This window comes from Thermogemmatispora argillosa (assembly GCF_059696725.1).
Genome location: NZ_AP019377.1, coordinates 3,160,298 through 3,180,707, shown reverse-complemented (window position 1 = coordinate 3,180,707; position 20,410 = coordinate 3,160,298). Strand labels below are relative to the sequence as shown.

At 60.6% G+C, this 20,410-nt stretch carries 11 protein-coding genes and 1 pseudogene; 6 read left to right on the top strand and 6 right to left on the bottom strand.

Going from position 1 to position 20,410, the window contains the following annotated elements:
* Window positions 1–123: 123 nt before the first annotated feature.
* The 6 genes from AC6H1L_RS12380 (at window position 124) to AC6H1L_RS12355 (ending at window position 9,032) form a co-directional block, all read left to right on the top strand.
* On the top strand, window positions 124–1,263 hold the full coding sequence (locus tag AC6H1L_RS12380) for a LacI family DNA-binding transcriptional regulator (protein WP_497597803.1): 1,140 nt from the start codon (window positions 124–126) through the stop codon (window positions 1,261–1,263).
* A gap of 101 nt (window positions 1,264–1,364) precedes the next feature.
* Window positions 1,365–3,815 (top strand): MGH1-like glycoside hydrolase domain-containing protein, encoded by a 2,451-nt coding sequence (locus AC6H1L_RS12375; RefSeq protein WP_497597802.1) that lies wholly within the window; start codon window positions 1,365–1,367, stop codon window positions 3,813–3,815.
* Between the two features lie 268 nt (window positions 3,816–4,083).
* Window positions 4,084–5,472: an ABC transporter substrate-binding protein gene (locus AC6H1L_RS12370; RefSeq protein WP_497597801.1), complete on the top strand. Its 1,389-nt coding sequence runs from the start codon at window positions 4,084–4,086 to the stop codon at window positions 5,470–5,472.
* Between the two features lie 206 nt (window positions 5,473–5,678).
* Complete coding sequence (locus AC6H1L_RS12365) at window positions 5,679–6,641, top strand: carbohydrate ABC transporter permease (RefSeq protein WP_497597800.1); 963 nt, start codon at window positions 5,679–5,681, stop codon at window positions 6,639–6,641.
* Between the two features lie 112 nt (window positions 6,642–6,753).
* A complete protein-coding gene (locus AC6H1L_RS12360; protein ID WP_497597799.1) occupies window positions 6,754–7,662 on the top strand; it encodes a carbohydrate ABC transporter permease in 909 nt (302 codons plus the stop codon).
* A gap of 80 nt (window positions 7,663–7,742) precedes the next feature.
* Window positions 7,743–9,032: an amylo-alpha-1,6-glucosidase gene (locus tag AC6H1L_RS12355; RefSeq protein ID WP_497597798.1), complete on the top strand. Its 1,290-nt coding sequence runs from the start codon at window positions 7,743–7,745 to the stop codon at window positions 9,030–9,032.
* 124 nt (window positions 9,033–9,156) lie between these two features.
* On the opposite strand, the gene AC6H1L_RS12350 is transcribed toward AC6H1L_RS12355, so the two are convergent.
* The 6 genes and pseudogenes from AC6H1L_RS12350 to ftsZ form a co-directional block, all read right to left on the bottom strand.
* Window positions 9,157–10,854, bottom strand: a complete 1,698-nt coding sequence (locus AC6H1L_RS12350) for a 5'-methylthioadenosine/S-adenosylhomocysteine nucleosidase family protein (protein WP_497597797.1) — start codon at window positions 10,852–10,854, stop codon at window positions 9,157–9,159.
* 114 nt (window positions 10,855–10,968) lie between these two features.
* Window positions 10,969–12,528, bottom strand: coding sequence for a radical SAM protein (locus AC6H1L_RS12345; RefSeq protein ID WP_497597796.1), 1,560 nt, complete (start codon window positions 12,526–12,528; stop codon window positions 10,969–10,971).
* A 147-nt stretch (window positions 12,529–12,675) separates the two neighbouring features.
* On the bottom strand, window positions 12,676–15,414 hold the full coding sequence (locus AC6H1L_RS12340) for a tetratricopeptide repeat protein (RefSeq protein ID WP_497597795.1): 2,739 nt from the start codon (window positions 15,412–15,414) through the stop codon (window positions 12,676–12,678).
* Between the two features lie 22 nt (window positions 15,415–15,436).
* Window positions 15,437–16,756 (bottom strand): ATP-binding protein, encoded by a 1,320-nt coding sequence (locus AC6H1L_RS12335; RefSeq protein ID WP_497597794.1) that lies wholly within the window; start codon window positions 16,754–16,756, stop codon window positions 15,437–15,439.
* A 40-nt stretch (window positions 16,757–16,796) separates the two neighbouring features.
* Window positions 16,797–17,861: an SIR2 family protein gene (locus AC6H1L_RS12330; protein WP_497597793.1), complete on the bottom strand. Its 1,065-nt coding sequence runs from the start codon at window positions 17,859–17,861 to the stop codon at window positions 16,797–16,799.
* Between the two features lie 1,360 nt (window positions 17,862–19,221).
* Window positions 19,222–20,220, bottom strand: a pseudogene (ftsZ, locus tag AC6H1L_RS12325) (cell division protein FtsZ); the annotation flags it as partial.
* Window positions 20,221–20,410 lie beyond the last annotated feature (190 nt).

The window sequence follows — 20,410 nt, the reverse complement described above, 5'->3', positions numbered from 1 at the left end:
ATCAATAAGCCAACGCAACCGGTTGCATAGTAGGAGATCAACCGGAGAGGAAGAGGCAGGGCAACGGATCGCAACGCAGCGACCGGTCCAACGAGCAACGAAACCGCGGCTAGGGGGTCTCCGATGACCACACAGGAGCAGCACACGGCAAGCACCGGCCCGAGCGAGCCACGACAATCAGGCGGCTCGTCCGGCCAGACGCTACCCGAGCTGAACACTGCGCGGCCCACACTGGCGGAGATCGCCCGGCGGGCAGGTGTCAACAAATCCACCGTCTCGCGTGCCCTGCGCGATGATCCCTCGATCCCGCAAGCCACGCGCCAGCGCATCCAGGCCCTGGCCAAGCAGCTTAACTATGTGCCCAATGCCAGCGCCCGCCACCTCAATCACGCGCGCACCGACACGCTCGCCTTTGTTTCGCGCGCCCTCAACCTTGACGCCGGTGCCGGAAATGCCGATCCTTTTCTGGTCGAGCTGCTCGCCGGCATTGCCGATGAGGCCGCTAACCATCATTTCGATGTTCTCCTGGTCAGAGCCGAAGAGGGAGAGCGCGAACTTGCCGTCTATCAGCGCATTCTCGGGGGTCGGCATGCTGACGGCGTGATTCTCACCGACCTGCGTCCAGACGACCATCGTCTTGCCTATCTTTGTCGTCACCGCTATCCACACGTCCTCTTCGGTCGCTCCGCCGAGGACCTCGCCACGGCCCGCCTCTATCCCTATCCCTGGGCCGAGGTTGACAACCGCAGCGGGGCCAGAATCGGCACCGAGCACCTCATCAGCTTGGGCCACCGACGAATCGCCTTCATCGGTGGGGGTGACACCTATCACTGGGAACGCGATCGGCGCGCCGGCTACCGCGAGGCCCTGGCTCAGGCCAACCTGCCTTACGATCCGCGCCTGTGTATTCCAAGCGGCATTTCCCAGAAAGATGGCTATCTGCTCACACAGCACCTGCTCTCTTGGGAAGAGCCGCCAACCGCCATCTTTGCAATCAGCGATGTCCTCGCCGTCGGCGTGATGCGGGCAGCCCTTGACGCCGGGGTCCAGGTCGGGCCGACTTTCTCCGTGATCGGCTTTGACGGCCTCGGCCTAGGCTCGTATTTGACACCTCCGCTCACTACCTTACGCCAGCCCATTAACGAGGTGGGGCGCATCCTGGTACGCCTGCTGTGCGCTGTCTTGCGCGGTACCCCACTCGAAGAGCCACACGTCTTTCTACAACCGGAGTTGATCGTACGCGCCTCAACGCGCGGCTATTGACCAACGCCAGCAGCCACAGCGCCCAGAGCAGAGCAGCAGCTCTCTCGCATCTGGCAAGCTGAAGCCGCAGCACCAGTATCGTCAAAGGGGAGAACGGAACCGTGTACGAGAAGGAGCAGCAATCAGGTCCAGCTCTAGAGGCACGCCCTGACAGGAAACGCTACTACGCTCTCAGTGGTAGGCGCCTCTACGCGATTGCCACCCTGGACGGCAGCTTTCCTGACATAGGCTGGCACCAACCGGGCGAGATGGGCGGCCTGTGGGCTCCGCCGCTCAAGCTGCTTGACGGCTACTGGTTCGCGCTGCGCCTGCCGGCGAGCAACGAGCCACTTTGGCTGGTGCATCCCGAGCACTGGCAATGGACAGCCGCCGGCGTGACTCTCAGCTACACGCTTCCGACACTGGGCCTCTCGATCGAGCGCTGCGAATGGATCGTACCCGACGAGAGCGCGCTTGTCATCCAATTAAGCCTGAAAGCGCAGCCACACCTGACAGAGGCACTGGTCAGCGAGGTGCTTTGCGGCCTGGTGGTGCGCAGCGATTTGCACGGCGCCTGGATGGCCGAGGAACGCCTTGGCTGGCACGACGGGCAAGACCTGGCCGAGTATGATGAGGAACTGGCCGCCGTCGTGCTGCGCGACGCGCTCCATCCCACGTGGACGGCCTGCGTGGGAGCCACCGTCGCCCCCGTTGCCTGGCAGGTAGGCGACTCTATTCAAGGACCGGAGCGCACCGGCGGGCGCGGCACCGGCGCCGCGCTCTGGTACCGCTGCCAGGTCTCCTCCGCCGGACCTGCGCAGCTCAGCTTCCTCATCACCGGCCCCGCGCGACCCGCGGGGTCGGCTGCCGACCTCTTTGCCCGCCTGAGAGGGGGAGAACAGATCTCAGGCGGCCTGACGCCCGTGCTCGTCGAAGCTCAGCACCGCGCCCGTGCCGAGTTTCTCTCTCCCTTCGAGCACTGCGCCCTTTCCTCGCCCGATCCGACTTTCAATGAGGTCTTCGCCTGGTCTAAGGCCAATGCCGCCCGTCTGCTACTGGAGGTGCCCGGCATCGGTACCGGCCTGATGGCGGGCCTGCCCGATTTCCCCTGGTGGTTCGGCTGCGACACGGCCTACGGAGTGCTGCCACTGTTGCCCATCGGGCAGACCGAGGCAGCCGTGGCCAGTCTGCGCACTCTGGCCATCTTCGGCGAACGCTGCGACTCCCACAGCGCAGTACCTCATGAAGTGCTCCCCTATGGTCAGATTTGGGCGAGCGGCAATCTGGTGGAGTTGCCGCTCTTTGCGCGCGCACTCTACCACACCTATTGCTGGACGGGAGACCAGAGCCTGCTAGGCGAATTGTTCCCCTTTTGTCTGGAGGCTCTGCGCACCTGGCCGCTGGCAGACTGCGACCGGCGCGCGAGCCTGGTCCCCCACGGCAAGAGCATCGTAGAGACGCCGGAGATGGCCAGCGATGAGGTGCAGGCGCTAGATGTGGCCGCCTATCTGGTTGAGGCTCTCGACTGCCTCGCCGCCCTGGCCACGGAACTGGATGACCCTGGGTTGGCCACCGAGCTGCGCCAGCGCGCCGCGCAGACTCGCGCCCATGTGCGCGACGCCTGGTGGTTGTCACGCGAGGGCCTCTTCGGCGATCTCTACGCTCCTCCCGCCAGCCTGCGCCAGCAGCAGGCCCTGCTACAGGCGCAGGCCTCGGCGGCCTCCCACCGCTCAGAGGAGACTGGGGCCCTGTACGAGGCAATCATGGCCCTGCAGCAGGCTCTCCAGGAGCAGGCCCCGGCCAGTAGCCAGGCGGAGGAGGCCCCTCGTCCCTGGCTGCTCTACCATATGGTCCAGGCTCTGGCCCTGGACGCCGGCCTGCCTTCTCCCGCTCAAGCCAGCTCGCTGCTGGCCCGCCTGGAGACGCCTGAGTGGCAGGAAAGGTACGGTCTGGTGCTCAATGCCCGGCGCAATCGCGCGGTTATGACCTTACCATCCGGTGCCCTGGCAGTCGGTGCGGCCCGCTACGGTCGCCCTGATCAAGCGCTGGCCTGGATGCAACGTATGAGCAGGGCCTTTGGTCTGGCTTCTCCAGGCACTCTCAGCGAGTATGCTCCCGATGGCGGCTGCTTCCTCCAGCTGTGGTCGAGCTATGGCATCGTTTGGCCAGTGGTCCATTACTTCTTTGGTATCCGCCCCCAGGTAGCTGCACGCCGCGTGCTTTGCATCCCTCAACCACCCAGCACCTGGCCCCGGGCAAGCCTGCGCCGCATCCCACTGGCTTCGGCTTCTCTCGATGTCGAGCTGACCGTAGAACCGGATAGCCTGTACGTCCAGCTCACAATCAACGAATCGACCTGGGAGCTGCTGCCCGGCCTGGCACTCTCTCCCGACCAGCACATTCGCGAGGCCCGGCTGAATGGCAGACCCGTGACGCTCCGTCCGGTCCAGCTCGCCGGATTCGAGGGGCGCACGATCTGGCTCGCCCCGGCCTTGCAGCAGACAACTACCTATGAGCTGCTGGTACGCTGGTCTACCTCGGCCGCCGTGGCTGCCCCATACCATAGGAGGTGAGCGAAGCGGGCGTATCTGAATTGCTCAATCTTTTCATCAATTATGTTTAATCTATCTTTCTTGCAAAGATGCAAGAACTAAGGAAAGAACAGCGCCGGCATTTTTGCTTGACCTGTTCCATGACGTGGCCCCAGTCCTGTCAGATCCAGCCGAGGCGAACAGCGGCGGACGCTCAACGATCCTGGCGCCCACGGAGCCGCGCCGCCCAAGGCGGCCTGACAGAGGGATCGGTAGAGTAGCCGATGAGAGCAAACGAAGGAGTTCACGTATGCCGAGCAAAGTGAGAAAAAGGAGCCTCTGGAGTGTCTTCATGGCCCTCACCCTCGTAGCCCTCCTTACCGCCTGTGGCGGTGGCAGCAACACTAGCGGAGGCACGACCAGCGGGGCCGGTGCCAGCGTGACAGGGCCTAAAAACGCCCTTGTGCGCTGTCCAAGCAACACTAACACCACGGCAGCCAGCCCGGAGAGTGGTCAAATCCACCTTGTCGTTGCTGGCTGGGCCTCGACACCAGCAGAGGACGCACTTGTCAAGCAAGGTTTGCAGAATTTCGAGAAGCTGCATCCTAACGTCACGGTGACCTGGACGCCTATCCCTGGCGACTATGCCACGAAGATGCGCGCCAACGTCGCCAGTGGCAATGTGCCCGATGTCTTTTATTTGCAGCCGCCGATGGCCCAGGAGTATATTCCCGCCGGCAAGCTGCTCAACCTCAGTCCCTACATGGCACGTGATCATGTCTCGCCCTCAACCTACTACCCATCGCTGATGCAGGACTTCGACTGCGCCGATGGCACGGTCTTTGGCATTCCCAAAGACTGGAATTCGCTGGGCCTGTTTTATAACAAGACGCTCTTCCAGCAGGCCGGCCTTGGTGATCCCTCTAATTGGACCTGGGACGATCTGAAAAACGCGGCGCAGAAGCTGACAAAGCGCGGCAGCAGCCCGGCGAATAGTGTCTACGGGATCGCGCTGCCCGCCGATGCTTCGCGTTGGGGAGCTTTCCTCTTCGCCAACGGCGGCCAGATGGTCTCTGCCGATGGCAAGCAGGCCCTCTTTAATAGCCAGGCTGGCATCCAGGCGGCGGAGTTCTATACGTCTTTCGAACTGAACCACACTGGCGTTATGCCCGGTGACATCGGGGCCAGTTGGGACGGCGATGCCTTTGGGAAGCAGCAGGTGGCCATGACCTTAGAGGGTGGCTGGATGATTCCTTTCCTGGCCCAGAACTACCCCAAGGTCCAGTATGGGATCGCGCCGCTGCCTATCGGACCCAGCGGCAAGCGCGGCAATCTGCTCTATACCAACGCCTGGGCCGCCTATTCCGGTACGAAGTATCCCGGCATGGCCTGGGAGCTGATCAAGTATATGACCGGTGCCGAGTATCAGACCCAGGTGCTGCACAATGGCTTTGCCCTGCCTACCCTGACCTCGCTGGCTAATGACTCTTACTTCCAGCAGAATCCGGGGGTCAAGGTGCTGCAGGATGGAGCCGCCTACGGTCAGCCCGACTTCTATGGCGTGGCGGATACGGAGATCCACAACGATGTGAGCAATGCTCTGCAATCGATTATGCTTGGCAAGCAGTCGGTTGCAGATGCGCTCAATGCAGCAGCTCAGAAGGTCAATACCTGGATACAGCAAAACGTGGCTCCCTAGCCCTGAGCTGTTGGCGTTGGTTCCAGCAAACGCCCGCCCTGTGATCCTGAGTGAGAGCGGGAGGGCAAGGGAGCCAGATGAGGTCTTTGGGCGCACTGCGTCCCGACTGGCCTTGCTCTGGCCCTGCGCTCTCCTCCTCTCGCCAAGAGCTGTGCCGTTGCCTATTGGGGTAGTTGGCCTGGTTTGTAGACAAAGGAGCTTTGATCATGCAACTGGCAGCAAGGAAAACCCGCCCGGGCGCTCCAACCGGTTCGCGCCGTGGTCTGCCCTTCAAGATCAACCGGCGCAAGCTAACGGAGACTCTGACCGCTTATACCTTTCTGGCCCCATATCTGTTTGTCTTGATCGTCTTCACGCTGATCGCCATCGTCACTGCGCTCACTCTGAGCTTCTTCTATGTCGACTTCGGCTTTACTGAGCCGATCTTCTATGGCTTCCGTAACTACTTGAACATCTGGTACGATCTGACGCATGACGGTGATTTCGCCGTCGGTCTGCGCAACTGTGTCGAGTATACGATCGGCGTTGTGACGCTCCAGACAATTCTGGCGCTCTTCCTGGCGCTCTTGCTTAATCAGAAGGTGCGCGGACGGGGCTTCTTCCGCACCATTTTCTACTTGCCGGCCATGACCTCCTCAGTGGCTATCTCTCTGATTTTCTACTGGCTCTATCAGCCGCAAGGAGGCATCAATTACGTGCTCTCGCTGTTGCACATTCAGGGACCGGCCTGGCTGGAGAACCCCTCGACGGCTCTGCCAGCTATTATGTTGCTGAACATCTGGACAACAGCCCCGACTTTTATGCTGATGTACCTGGCGGCCCTGCAGGACATTCCGTCAACGCTCTACGAGGCGGCCCGTGTCGATGGGGCCAATAGCTGGCAGATGCTTTGGAAGATCACCATACCTCTGCTGCGCCCGACCACTTTCGCTGTGGTGGCGCTTGGCTCGATCGGGGCTTTCCAGATGTTCGATCAGGCCTTTGTGATGGAGGGCGCCAGTGGGGCCCCGCTGCGCTCAACCTTGACGGCGGCTATGGTTATCTACGATACGGCCTTTCAAAAGTCGCTGATGGGCCTGGCCTGCGCTCAAGCCTTTGTGCTGTTCGTCATCATTTTCACGGTCACCTTGCTGCAGAAGCGCTACATCGACGTCAACATTCAGTATTAGTGCCAGTCAGCCTGGCAGGCAGAGAGACAGCCGCGTCAGGTGGAGCAGATCGCGCCTGCCTGTCTTGTCTCTTGAGCCAGTCAGCATCAGCACGAGAGGAGGAGTAAGAGCGATGAGTACGATTGGAGGCCTAGCCAGAGCGGAAAAGGCGCCTCTGCCAGCAGTTGCCGTCTCTCTGAGGCGGCGGCCTCCCTTGCCTGTGCAGCCGGGCCGCATCTTGCTGTACATCGTATTGGTCGGCTACGGGCTATTCTCGCTGGCCCCCTTCCTGTTTGCCTTCTCGTCGTCTTTCAAGACCTATGCGCAAGTACTTTCGTGGCCACCGAGCCTCTTGCCCAATCCGGCTACCCTCGACAACTACCGCTTCATCTTGAGTGGGTCCCAACTTTTCCCGCGCTACATCCTGAACTCGATCATCTACGCCGGCGCCGTGACCATCCTCAATGTGTTGCTGGCCTCGATGGCTGGCTACGCCTTTGGGCGCATGGAATTTCCTGGCAAGAACTTTTTCTACTTGCTGACGCTGGCCGTCCTGATGATCCCCGCGCAGCTCATCCTGATTCCGAAGTTTCTGGTAGCTTATACCCTGGGTTTGACCGATAACTACGGCGGTTTGATTGTGCCCGCAATGGTCACGCCCACCTCGGTCTTTTTAATGACCCAGTTCCTCAAAACACTACCGCGCGAGCTAGAGGAAGCGGCCTTAATTGATGGCTGCTCGCGCTTCCGCGCTTTCTGGCAGATCATCTTTCCCCTGGTGCGCCCAGCGGTGACCGTGGTGGCGCTCCTGTCATTCCAGGGAGCCTGGAATGAGTTTCTCTGGCCGCTCATTGTGATGTCCCACCAGGAGAACTATACGCTAACGGTGGGCCTGGCCTTTTTCAAAGGCAACTATGTGACTCAGTACAATCTGGTCCTGGCAGGGGCGATGATTTCAATTGCGCCGCTGGTGATCATCTTCTTCATTTTCCAGCGCTACTTTATCCAGGGTCTGGCTACATCTGGCCTGGCCGGTAGGTAGGTAGGTAGGTAGATAGATAGGTAGAGTCAAGCTGGCCCAACAACAGGATCTTCGCAACGCTATTGTGTGTGGTGGAGTCTATGCACGATTCGCAACAGACTGCTCTTCTTATCCGCTGGTTGGAACGAGGACGCGCCTGGCTGGATGAGCTACAGACGCCCGCCGGGCTGCATGCCAGCAGCGCTAGCGATCACTACGATGCCCTGTTCGGACGTGATACGCTCTGGTCCATGCTGCTGGTACTGGAGGCCGCGCGCCTGCGCCCGACCGATCAAGCTCTGGCTTCGTGGGCTGGGGAGTTCGCCGCCCAAGGTCTGCAGGCCCTGGCGGCAACGCAGGGCACAACCGAGCGCGACGAGAATGAGGAGCAGCCGGGCAAGATTATTCACGAGTATTGGCCAGAACCGCGCCGCTGGCCCGAGGGCTCCTGGCCGCTGTGGGAGGGTCGCTACTATGGTTCGGTGGATGCAACTTATCTCTTTCTGATCGCCGCCGCCAGGGTCTGGCAGCAGATCAAAGGGGGACAGCAGTTGATCGAGCAGCTGTGGCCTCATATCTTGGCGGCGCTCAATTGGACCTTGAAGTACGGCGATGTAGACGATGACGGGCTGGTCGAAGTGCTGCCGCGCCAGCCCCGCGGTCTGGGCTTGCGTAATCAGGTCTGGAAGGACAGCAATGATGCTCTGCTGCTCGAAGATGGTGCTCTCCCCGAGCCACCGATCGCCTGGGTCGAGCTCCAGGGCTATGCCCTGGCTGCCTTTCGCGAGATGCGCCCCTTGCTTCAGGAGGCAGGCGCAGAGGCCGCGCTTTTGCGCGAGTTGGAGGAGCGCAGCGAGCGCCTGCGCCGTGGCTTGCTCCGCTTCTGGCTTCCCACAGAACAGTGTCCCGCAATGGCCCTTTCTCCAGAGAAGCAGGCCATTCCTTTGGTGGCTTCCAATATGGGGCATTTGCTCTGGTGCTCCGCTCTGGAGGAACCTTACGCTTCTCAGACAGCAGAGCGCCTGCTTAAGCCGGACCTGCTCACTTCCTGGGGCGTTCGTACACTCTCTCGCTCCTCCTACGCTTTCGATCCATATTCCTACCACCGTGGGACTGTCTGGCCTTTCGATAATGCAATCATCGCCGCTGCCTTCTGGCACATGGGCCGTCGTCATCAAGCACGTCTGATCGGTCAGCGCCTCCTTGAAGCGTTAGTTCTCTTCGATTCGCCAGTCGAACTCTACTGCGTGCTGCCGCCGGAATGGATTCTGTCCCCTCCTACGGGCGGCTCCGAGGTACTGGCGGTCTATACACGCGCCTGCAAGGTCCAGGCCTGGACCGCCGCCGCTGTGATGCTGGTCACTGCCCAGTTGCTGGCCGACGCCGGCTGATGGGGGAAGAGGAATAAGCAGGCTCGTTGTCAGCCGGCAGCAACGCGGAGCACCCTCATGGCTGTAGCGGAGGGCCGACCGACCGTCAGGACCAAGCTCCATGTGAAGCGCAGTGCTTTCCTCACTAGCTCTCCGCCAGGTTCTGGGCGGGAGCCAGGCCCCCCTGAGCCAGCACATGCAGCGTGAAACGGGCCGCATTGCTCGCGGCCTTACGCTGGCGCCGCTCTTTGTTCACGTGCTTGAAGCCATCGGCCCAGTCGGCAATGGCCTTGACAAGAATCCAGTCGACCTTGTAGTGCTGGGCCGCCGCACAGAGGCCAGCTCCTTCCATCTCGCCGCCGATGGCTTCAGGCTCCAGGGCCTGCAGTTGATCACGATACTCCTTGTCATTGATCATTTTCTCACCCGAAAGCAGTAGGCCAAACTGGACGCGCTGCCCCTGCCAGCTTTTGGCGCCGCTTTTGAAGCGGTCCAGCAGCAATGCAGAGGCGGTGACCCGGTCGCCTCGCAGGCGCACGCTGCGCTGGCCTTCACGGGCGACAACGGCTTGCAACTCGTAGGCCAGGATCTGGCGCGCGACCAGGATGTCGCCGATGCGCTGCTCCTCGGGCTTGAGACCAAAGGCAATGCCAACCATGATTACCGCCCGCGGCTGCAAGTGGCGAATACCCTCGCTGACAGTCAGGAGGGAGCCGCCTACACCGCCCTGGCCCATCTCGGATTGCACCATGACCAGGCCGGTGCCGCTCACCTCGCCAAGAAGATAGTAGGTCTTTTGGCCAATGTACTGCCGCTCAAAGTGAGGAAAGAGCGCCAGCACGGCCTGGGCTTCAACCTCGGTGACGGTGACAAGCAGCACATCGGCGTGTGGCCTGGGCTGTAACGATAGGCCGCTTCTGGCGGGGAGAGCAGCCGCTACGGGTGGGGAGATAGCGCTCTGCTCTGGCCCTATGGCATGCTGAGGCGCAGTAGTCGGCAGAGCAGAGCGCTGTCCGTCCAGTTCGGTGATCCTGACCTCGATGGCCCGCCTGGAAGAGAGCAGGGCCTCCAGCTCACCAAAGAAGGTGGCAGGCCGCCCATAGGGTCCGCTGATCAGGAACGGCGCCCATTTTCCATGACGCGCCTGGATGATGCGGAGCAGCCGATCCTCTTCAGAAGGACTCTCCGGCAGCACATAATAGATGCTGCTTTGGCTGGTGGTGCTCAGGAGGCGCAGAATGGCTTCTTCCTGAACAGGGTCCCCTATCACGATCAGGTCCTCGTTAAGCTCGCGCTCTAGTGCCTCACGCAGCGGATAGCGAAATTCCAGCAGATCGGGGAAACTGGGTGCGAGTATGCCAGTCCCGAGGCTACCGAAGAGCCTCACAAGGAGGATTCCACGTCCGTGCGTATATTCTCTCAGCTTTTGTTGAAGAAAAGCTTCGCTTTCACGACCAAGCACGAGCTGACACAGCAGTTCCGGCCCTATTTCCTCGCAGGCAAAGGCGCGCTCCAGCAGCGTATCGATCTCGCTCGCCAGGATGGCTGCAAAGTAGCCTTGCTTGCAGAGGCGAGCCAGAGCCCGATAGCCGTCCAGGTCGTGGGAGGCTTCTCGCTGCGCGAGACCATGCGCCAAAACTCCAAGGCGATCACGCGGTCCTAGCTGATGCAGGTAAGCGCGCAAGTCGCTCCAGCTTTCACTCTGACAGATAGCTTTGCGCACCTCGGCGGTCAAGCTGGCGGCCAGGGTGAGCAGCACCCGATAGGGCTGATCTCCTTGCTTTCTGCGCAGGTCGAGCAGCCGGGCCAGGTGCATGAGAGCAAGTGGCTTCTCTGTTTCCATCGTTTCCTCCTCTCTGCCGGCTCAGCCACACGGCAGGCCCACACTCTGCGCTCATAGGCCGGAGACACCGCGCGCAGAGCACAGGGAAGGGCATCGCGCGCTCTTTGTAGCTAGCTAGAAAGCCAGCGATGTCCCGTATTTGAGCACACGCAGCGCCTCCAGGCGCAGCACTTCAGGGAAGAGGGCTTGATAAATGGCGCAATTTGGCGATCGGACATCAAGTCGTCCAGTCAGGTGATAGGTCAGCAACGGACAGCCGCCTGCACACCAGTAACGCCAGCGGCAGGTTCGACAGCCCTCTTTCTCGTCAACCGGGATGGCCGACATTCCCCAAGCGGGACGGCGCACCGCCTCTAGCGGATCGTCGGCAGCGATATCTGTGACCGTTTGCCAGAGCGCAGCATGACAGCGCGCTACGCCACCACGCTGATCGATCACCAGATAGTTGCGGCCCATGCCACAGGCGTAACGAGAGGCAAGGCCTGGATGGGTCCGATCAAGCAGCGCATGGAACAAGCAACGACGCGGCAGGCGCTTCTCAATCACCTCAAAAGCGGCTCGCATGCCCGCTATCATTTCCTCTTCCTCAAATCGAAGACATTCAATATTAGAGGAACAATCGTTCTCGCGGTAGTAGCTCAGAGAGAAGGGGACATCGCGCTCTAGTAAATACTCCAGCAGAGCGGGCAGGCCAGCGAGATTGCGTCGCGAGACCGTCACATTGATAGAAGGGGGCCAGCCTGCGGCTAGCAAGCGATTCAGGGCGCGCTCAACGTAGGCGAACGAGCCGCGACCATGCACAAAGGGGCGCTGCAGATCGTGCTGCTGACCGAGGCCATCGAGCGAGAGCATCACCCTGATGCGCCGTTCTTTCAGAGAGGCGACCGCCTGCTCGCTCAGGGCCACGCCGTTTGTCAGCAAGGAGGCGGTTACCCTGATGCCCGCCGACTCCCCCAAAGCGAGAGCATAGTCATGCAAAGCCAGCACCTGGCGCAGGCGTAAGGTTGGCTCGCCGCCAGCATACTTTAAATGTACCGCCTGATAGCCGTGACGCCGCGCGGAACGCAAGACGGCCTCCACGGCCCGCTTGGCCGTCTCTTCAGACAAATGCTCGGCGCTTTTACGCACGTAGCAATACTGGCAAGCGAGGTTGCAGGCATTGGTGATATGCAGCCAGGCGGAGAGCGTCATGCTGCTGCTCTCTTGCCTGATAGGGGAGCCTTGAACAGGCTTTGCGTGCACAGGCCGCAGCAATCCCAAGCCGATCAGCAGGCGCAGGAGAGAGAGCAGGGCCTCGGCAGGCGCCTGGAAGAAAGCCTGAGCGGCCTCGGCGGGCGAGGCTGGCTGCTCAAAGAAGCGGAGCAGAGCCAGGGCCTCGCCATCCAGGACAGCCAGATGGAGGGCTGCCAGTCGCTCAGGATCACAGACCAGCCAGAGCCCGGGAGTGGCTTCTTGCCAGTAAAGAGAAGCAGGCATATATAGCCGGGCAGAACCAGGCGAAGAGAGGTCCTCCGCAGACAGCAGAGACTGGTCCTGGTAACAGAGCAGCGTCTCTTCCTGCTGCATCCCGGCCCAACCGCCAAGGCTGCACTCACTGCCCTCCTCGCAATCGTCAGAGGTCCATGCCTTCAGGGAGTTGCCCCCCACCGGATCAAGGTCAACCCAGACGTTCATTCGTGCGCGTCACCTCGCTGAGAGACTGAGCGATAGCAATCATCACTTTGAGGACCGCACTACGAGCCTTGCAGCGACAACGCATGACGCCTGTGGGTTAGCGGGATTAGAGCAGCATGGTGCCTTTCTCACCCAAAGCGCCACCGGCTAGCTTGGTACACGCAAGAGTTGGATAATCTCCTCGCAAGCACGCTCTAATTCGGGATAGCGCTCGATCAGGCCACGCTGGCGCCAGTCCTCTCGCACGAGCTGCGCCAGCGCCGGAACGGTTTCCAGGGGGAGAGCCAACAGCCGCTCCAGCAAACGGCGCTGGGCTTTGTGGTATTCCACCAGATTGTGTTGGGCCATCCAGGCACAGCTGGCGACGTAGTGCCGCATGGCCTCCTCCCACCGCTCTGCCGCGTAGGCCAGGTCCCCCAAGACCTCCTCCCCATGCCCCAGCAGCCAGCGATAGCCTTCCTCCTCCGCAATCGTGCGGGCCTCTTGCCAGGCCGCTTCCGCCTCCGTATGCCGGCCCAGGTGCGCCAGAGCCCGCATCAGCTCGCACAAGCTCATGACGAGCTGATGGCGATCCTGCACATGGCGGGCATGCTCACAGGCCCGCTGGAGGCGCGCCACCGCCTCCGGCCAGCGTTCTTGCGCCGCCGCTACCCGCCCCCGATAGTACTGACTGTTGATAAAGACCTCCTCATCGAAGCCGGTCACCAGGGCCTCGGCCTGGCTGAACAAGGCGTCGGCCTCTTCACACTGGCCCTTGAGAAGGGCCACCTGCCCCAGCCGGATGTAGGTAGCCGCCAGGCCGCTGCGATAGCCCACATGCGCGTAGCACTCGAAGGCTCGGCGAAAATGCGCTTCCGCTTGCTGCAAATCCTCATTCTCCAGATAGATCAAGGCCAGGGTACTGTGAGAGAGGCCGACGGCGCGCTCATCCAGCTTCCCCTGTCGCCACAGCTCCTCTCGCACCCGCAACCCCAGCAAGCAATAGCGCAAGGCTGCTTCGATATGCCCTTGCAGGCGGTAGACATGCCCGATGCTATTGAGCAGATTGGCATACCAGGCCAGGCTGCCCCGTTGCTGATGATAGGACAAGGACGCATAGTAGTAGTGGAGCGCCTCATCCCACTGGCCGAGCCGGCGGTAGATATAGCCGAGCTGCCCCTGCAGGGTGCTGACCCGTTCCTCATTGCCTCGACGCTGGGCCACCGCCAGGCACTGCTCATACACCTGAATGGCCTCGCGGAAGCGATACTGTTGCAAGGCACAGCGGGCCTGCTCATAGAGCAGCTCTCCCTGCTGCTCGTCCTGCCAGGCCGGGTCGGCCTCCTGCCGCAGGCGTTCCAGCAAGGCCTGAGCCTGGGCGGGCTGTTCCTCAATGCGCAGTAAGCGCGCTTCCCAGAGGCGGAGCTGCCAGCGCTGCGGCAGGGTCAGCAACGGCTCGAACTCCCGCACCGTCTCCAACAGGGTGCGGGCAAAGCCGCTGCGCCAGCTCAAGAAGGCAGGCGAGAAGAGGCGTTCAAACCATTTCAAGCCCTCCTCGCGATCTAACGCCAGTCGATGATAGAGCAGCTCGACACTACAGGCCTGCCATTCCTGCTCTGGGAGCGCCTGCTCAGCGCGTTGCTCATAGTAGGCGATGACGGCACGACTCAGCTCGCGGCGAAAGCGGCGATCGGGGTCCTGGCGATCCCAGCAATATTGCACTACCAGTCGACGCATCTCATCATGCAGCGCCAGCTCATCCCCCTCGCCGGCAATGCGCACAAACGAGAGCTGCCGCAAGGCTGCCAGCCACTCATCAATAGAAACATGTTCGCCATCCTCCGCCAGCCTGACATGAGCCAGCAACCAGGAGAGGAGAGGGGCAGACAAACGATGGTAGACATGAGCCAGGACTAGAATCAGCCAGTTGAGCGGACGCTCTAAATCGTTGAGGCGGATGACAAGCTGTTCCTCAAAGCGTCCTGGGGGGAAGGCCACTAACTCAGTGAGCGTCAGCAAGCGCCTCGCCAGCAGATCGCAGGCCAAGCCGACCAAAATAGGGCGACCCGCCGTCAGCTCATAGAGGCGCTCAATGGCTCGGACCTGGCTCTCCACCGCCTGAGCAGGGGCCTCCGCTGAGCTACCCGCTGCCCTGCCAGCCTCAACCTCCTCATCAAGCAGACCAGCCAGCTCACGCGCCAGATAGAGACGCACCTCAGCGGCAGAAAAAGGAGGCAGTTCCAGGTCCAGTACTTCCTCCTCCCGTCCGCGCCACGTCGGATGCTGCCAATCCAGGCGATTGCGTCCCGCTAACAGGACCTTCACATGAGGCAGGCCATAGCGCTCAGGAAAGAGCTGACCGAGACCCAAGACCGCTACTTGGGGATTGCGTTCAACCAGCTCAAAAGTATCGAACACGACCAAGAGCTGTGGAGCATCCTCCGGCAAAAGTGGCAGCAACTCCTGCACATCGCGAGACAAAGCCTCCGAGAGGCTATCACGAATGCGGATATCAGCCACATCTTTTTCAGGGTAGAGGCTGCTGAGATAGCCCTGCGCCGCAAAACTCTCCAGCGTCTGGGCGAAGATGCGCGCCTGCCACTGAGGATAAGCTGCCTGAAGGCGCTCAACCACGCGTCGTGCAACCACCAGCCGATCGCGATCAGCGACGCGGAAGAAATCCACCTGGACAACAGCCAGGTGAGGAAAGCGCTGCTGCGCTAAGGCGACGCAGGCTTTCAGCAGCCAGGTCTTGCCAACGCCTCCCCGACGGGCAGGGTCCGGCTCGGCGTCGTGGATAGAGAGAATCCAGGGAGCATCGGGCTGAACGTTTGTCAGCCAATCCAGAAAGAGAGCAAGCTCATGATCTCGCCCAAGAAAGGTCTCGGGCACCCCTCGGCGTTCCATGGCACGATTCCCTCCCCCTCGTCTAGTGTTCGAGTGCTTGCAGCCCCAAGAGCAGGCGCTGAGCCTGTTCGCCCAGGGCTTCCCGCAGTTCCTGATCTTGCCGCACCTCTTCAACAAATTGCAGACGAGCCTCAGCGTTCTCCATAAGCAGAGCGGCAAGAAGCTCCTGGATAGCCGCCTCCAGCGCTACTGGCTCCAGACTAAAGGCACTATGATAAAGCCATTCACGCAAATAACGGATACGATCGGAGCCGCTGACGCGTCCAGCCAGGCGCAGATTAAAGGCGGCGAGCCAGCGATGAAGAGCAACGAACTGCTCCGGTTGCTCGCTACGCAAAATCAGCAGGAAGAGCCAGCGCACTGGCTCTTCGACGGCATAACCCGCTCGGTCCAGATGCCAGCGCACAACCTCTGTTTTATCGCTCAGCTCGCGCGGCAAAAAGAAATAGTCTAGAGGGCTTTCACGGGTCCATTGTGGATCAAATTCCTCGATAAGCTCTTGAAGCAATAGGAGATTAAAGCGGCGAGGGACCGAGAGGAGACGCAAGAGACTTTCATAAGACGGACGCTCATCAGGCAAGAGTTTCCTCAGAATCTCCTGGCGAATAACCCGCTCGGTCAAGAGCTGGAGCAACTGGAGGCGATCAGCCGGCTGGAGGGGATCGAGGCCACCCCGAATAGCCTCAGTGAGGACTTCCATCGCCAGAGGATAGCCACGGCTCCAGGAAAATACAAGCTCGCGCGCCTCAGCCCCGAGAGGAAGCCCAACCTTCTGTAGATAAACCTCGCAACTGGGGCGATCGAGAGGTCCTAGCTCCAAGACCGTCATCTTGCGCGCCACGGAGCGCTCGCGCTCGAAGGTCACCAGACGCGAAGCCGCCAGCACCACAAAGAGCGTATACTCCTTCAATAGCTCGCGGAGCAGAGCCTCCAACCAGCGCACCTGGCGCTCACTCCCAGCGTCCACGGCATCGACCAGTAGGACCGCCCGCCCTCGCTGGGCCAGAAGACGCAGCGCCTCCACCGAGCGCCGCAAGCTTGGGCTCTCCAGGCCGTTCTCCTCGCCCCCCCCTGGCTGGATCTGATAGCGCTGCACCTGTTCCACGATCTGGCTTGCAAGGAGGCCCTCCTCTCGCCCGGCCTCAGTCCAAATACAAGGCACATCCGTTTCCTGGCAGCGCTGCTGAACCTGACGCAGAAGCGCCGTTTTGCCAATGCCCCGCACCCCGCATAGCTCCACCATCGGCGTGCGTAGCAGCCGCTGACGGTCTCGCAACGTCTGCAACGCCTCTTCAATCAGCTGTAATTCCGCTTCTCTGTTGACAAAGAGTTCGCCCGCCATGCTAAAACTCCAAGCATGATCAACCTGACGCCGTAAACGACTACTCTTCGTGAAGAAGCAGACGCCGTAATGATCCTAACTGCTCCCTTAGCATAGACAGTTCGGAGGCAAAGAGCTGAAAGCCCGTCTCCGTTTGCTGCTGGAGAGAGCTGAGTTGCGTCAGCACATCCTGTAGCATCTCTCGTGTCTCTCGTCTCTCTCTCCGCGTAACTGTATACTCACTGTTTATTTTACGCAATTCATTAAGAATATCCTGAAAGTTTCTAATATTTGCAGGTATCGATGAATTCAAGTGCCAGAAAAGAGCCTTCAAGAAGTTCTCGTATTGTCCATCCCAACCAGTGAGATAAAGTGCCTGGCGAGCGTGGAAGACGCGGTCCATCTGTGACTCTGGGGGAGGCAAGCTTTCATCGACAAACCAGGTTGAGCTTAGCCCTCCATCGAGAGGCAGCAAATCGATCAGCTCAGCATCCCAGACAGGGTCAAGGCCGATGACCAGAATATCGCTCCCCAAAACCTGCTGCAGGTGGCTCTTGAGCACGGCCTGCCGATCGAGATAAGAACGCTGCCGCCTGGCATCGTAGACGCGGGCAACCAGATCCCCAAAGACCTTGATCACGCGACAGGGTCGCCTTTGGGGAAGGAGTAAACGGTGTTCATAGCTCCGCCCCGGAATGAAAACCTCGTAGTGCTGCCCCTCTCTCATCTCTACTAGACTGAAGGCTTGCTCAAGCAGATCATCGATATTCGTGGTGATAATTTCGCTAAAATACTCTTCCTTAACCAGCTCCGCCAGGCAGAGATCAGCCATCGTGACTGTAACATCACGCAAAGCTGCCTGGAAGATAGAATCCAGATCGCGTTCGCTAAAAGGATGCTCGTTTAAGACGCGGTAGCACTCGCCAAAGGCGGCGGGCTTGCTCAAGCCTTGTAGGCTGCGCTCGCTAAAGCCCATGACCATCTCTTGAAAGGCCGAACTCAGGCGGTAAAAGGCACCAGCCCGCGCCCCCAGCACAAGCACAATCCCGGAACCGCTTTGCTTGCGGATGTCAAGCAATTTAGCGATATCTGGGATGCTGGATTCACTGGCATCTCGTCGGGGCATAGTCTTCTTTCTCCCTCTGCCTGCCTTCTCTCTGCGCCTGCTTGCCGCTGTTTTTAACCATTGCTGCCCATCACTCGACGCTTCGCTCTCGCTCAGCAGGACCTTCCTACTCCCTGGCCCGGCAGGCCAGAGGCTGCCTTCCCTGCTTCTCTTCCTTATGGCACCCAGCGGGCTGCCTTTTCCGACGCAGCAGATCAGGGCCTTCGCTCGTCAGCACGTCGGATTTACCGTGAGCAGGCAGGATGATCTTGGTTCCGTTCCAGATCTACTCGAACTCTCTGTCGCTGTAGCCTGAAGACAGAGATTATCTTCTTATATTGTGCGAGATACCAGCAATCATGTCAACCATTAGCGTATCAATTTTATTACAAGATCGATCGCCCTTTCCCTTTTCCTCCACAAGCCCCACCAGGAGGCTTTATTTATATAGTGAAAAATCCTCTCTTCAGAGCGATCCTCAAAACCCGTGGGCAATGGCTCCTCTTAAGCAGAAGTGATAAGCTCAGCCAATCTATATTTCCTGCAAATGTCTACTGTAATTGATCCCCACGCCACGACCAGCGCTTTACACACCACCAGAGAAGCCCAGAGGTCCAAGAGCGGCGGCTTGCTCAGCCAAAGAGGAGAGAAGAAAACAAGGGTACGAAGCGCTTGCTCAGCCAAAGAGGAGAGAAGAAAGCAAAGGTACGAAGCGAAGATAGCCTTTCAGGCCGTCCTAGCAACAAAAAGGGGGAGCTGGCGGCGACAAAGACGGGGCAGGTTCGCAGGTCCAGACACCCTGCCCCTGGCTGGTAGTTACCTGACGGCTGCCAGCCTCCCCTTTGGGCCTTCCCTTGATCAGCCTGTAGAGGCGGCGACATACAGGAACCCTGCCTGCCATCGCCACCCCCTACTCAACACCAGGCTAGCGCTTTCGCAAGAAAGCTGGAATATCGATTACATCGCTCGCCGGCCCGCGATTGCCGCGTGGCAGATCAGAGATCTTTGGATCAAGGCGCCGAATCTGGCGCTGCGGTCGCTGCTCAGGCCGTTGCAGCGGTCGGGCCTCCGGCTCAGGAACGGGCAGGCGCCCATGAGCTGGGGTCTCCAGCTCCTCATCTTCTCCCTCGAAGCCCTCGCCGTAAGCATCGCCCCGCAGATCCGCGGCCAGCTCGCGGCCTCGCTGGGTGCGCGCATGCTCTCCCGCCACCGGCCCGGGGCCGGTCGGAACATTGGCGATATTGAGCGGCGGCGTGGCCGGCAGTGGCGTGTAGCCTGTATAGCCCTGAGACGAGCTGTGGGAGGCCGCCGGCGCTGACTGGCGCAAAGGGGAGCCGCCTCCCGAGGCTCCATTGCTCCCCAGCCCCACGGGCTGATAGAAAATGCTCCGATTGTATTCCAGGCGACTTGTACCGGCGGACGATTGATTGCGCACCGTATCAAAGCCGGTAGCGATCACTGTGATCTTAATACGCCCATCGTAGGCAGGATCTTGTACCGCCCCGAAAATGATATTGGCCTCGGGGTGAGCAGCGCGGCTGATCACATCAGCGGCCTCCTGGACCTCGAAGAGCGTCAGATCGGTGCCTCCAGTGATGTTGAAGAGCACGCCCCGCGCACCGCTGATGTCGATGTCGAGCAGCGGGCTGGCGATCGCCATCTGGGCGGCATCGATGGCGCGTGTCTCGCCGCTCGCCTCGCCGATCGCCATCAGCGCCGAGCCAGCGGCGGACATAATCGTCTTCACATCGGCAAAATCCAGGTTGATGAGTCCAGGCACCGTAATCAGATCGCTGATCCCTTGAATGCCCTGACGCAGCACATCATCGGCCAGGCGGAAAGCCTCTGAAAGCGGCGTGCGCTTGTCTGCGATCTGCAGCAGGCGGTCGTTCGGCACCGTAATCAACGTATCTACATGCTGCTTCAGATTCGCAATGCCCTCCTCAGCCGTCTGCTGACGTTTCTTTCCTTCGAAGCTGAAAGGGCGGGTCACTACGCCAACTGTGAGGGCCCCCACTTCGCGGGCGATCTGCGCCACAATGGGGCTGGCGCCGGTGCCAGTACCGCCGCCCATGCCGGCGGTAATGAAGACCATGTCGGAGCCTTTCAGCGCCTCATATAGCTCCTCGGCGCTCTCCTCTGCTGCCTTGGCCCCCACGCTAGGATTCCCTCCCGCACCGAGGCCACGGGTCAGCTTATCGCCGATACGGATATGCTTCGGGGCTTGCGTCAACAGCAGGGCCTGAGCATCGGTATTGACAGCAATGAACTCGATGCCCACCATATTGGCCTGAATCATGCGATTAACCGCGTTGCTGCCGCCGCCTCCCACCCCGATCACACGGATCTGGGCGAAGCCTTCAACCTGATGTTGTCCCATTGATCCCATATATTCGTGGCCCCCTTTCGAGCCTGTCACAAGTTCTCTCGCTCCGCTCACCGACCGCCAGCCAACCAACCAGCTAGCTAGCCCGTCCCCTTGCCCCCTGCCCGCGGTAATGCCCCCAGGTCAGACCAGAGCCAGGCGGGCCGGTCGGGTCGGATGCACGGCCCGGGTCGCGTCTCCTTCC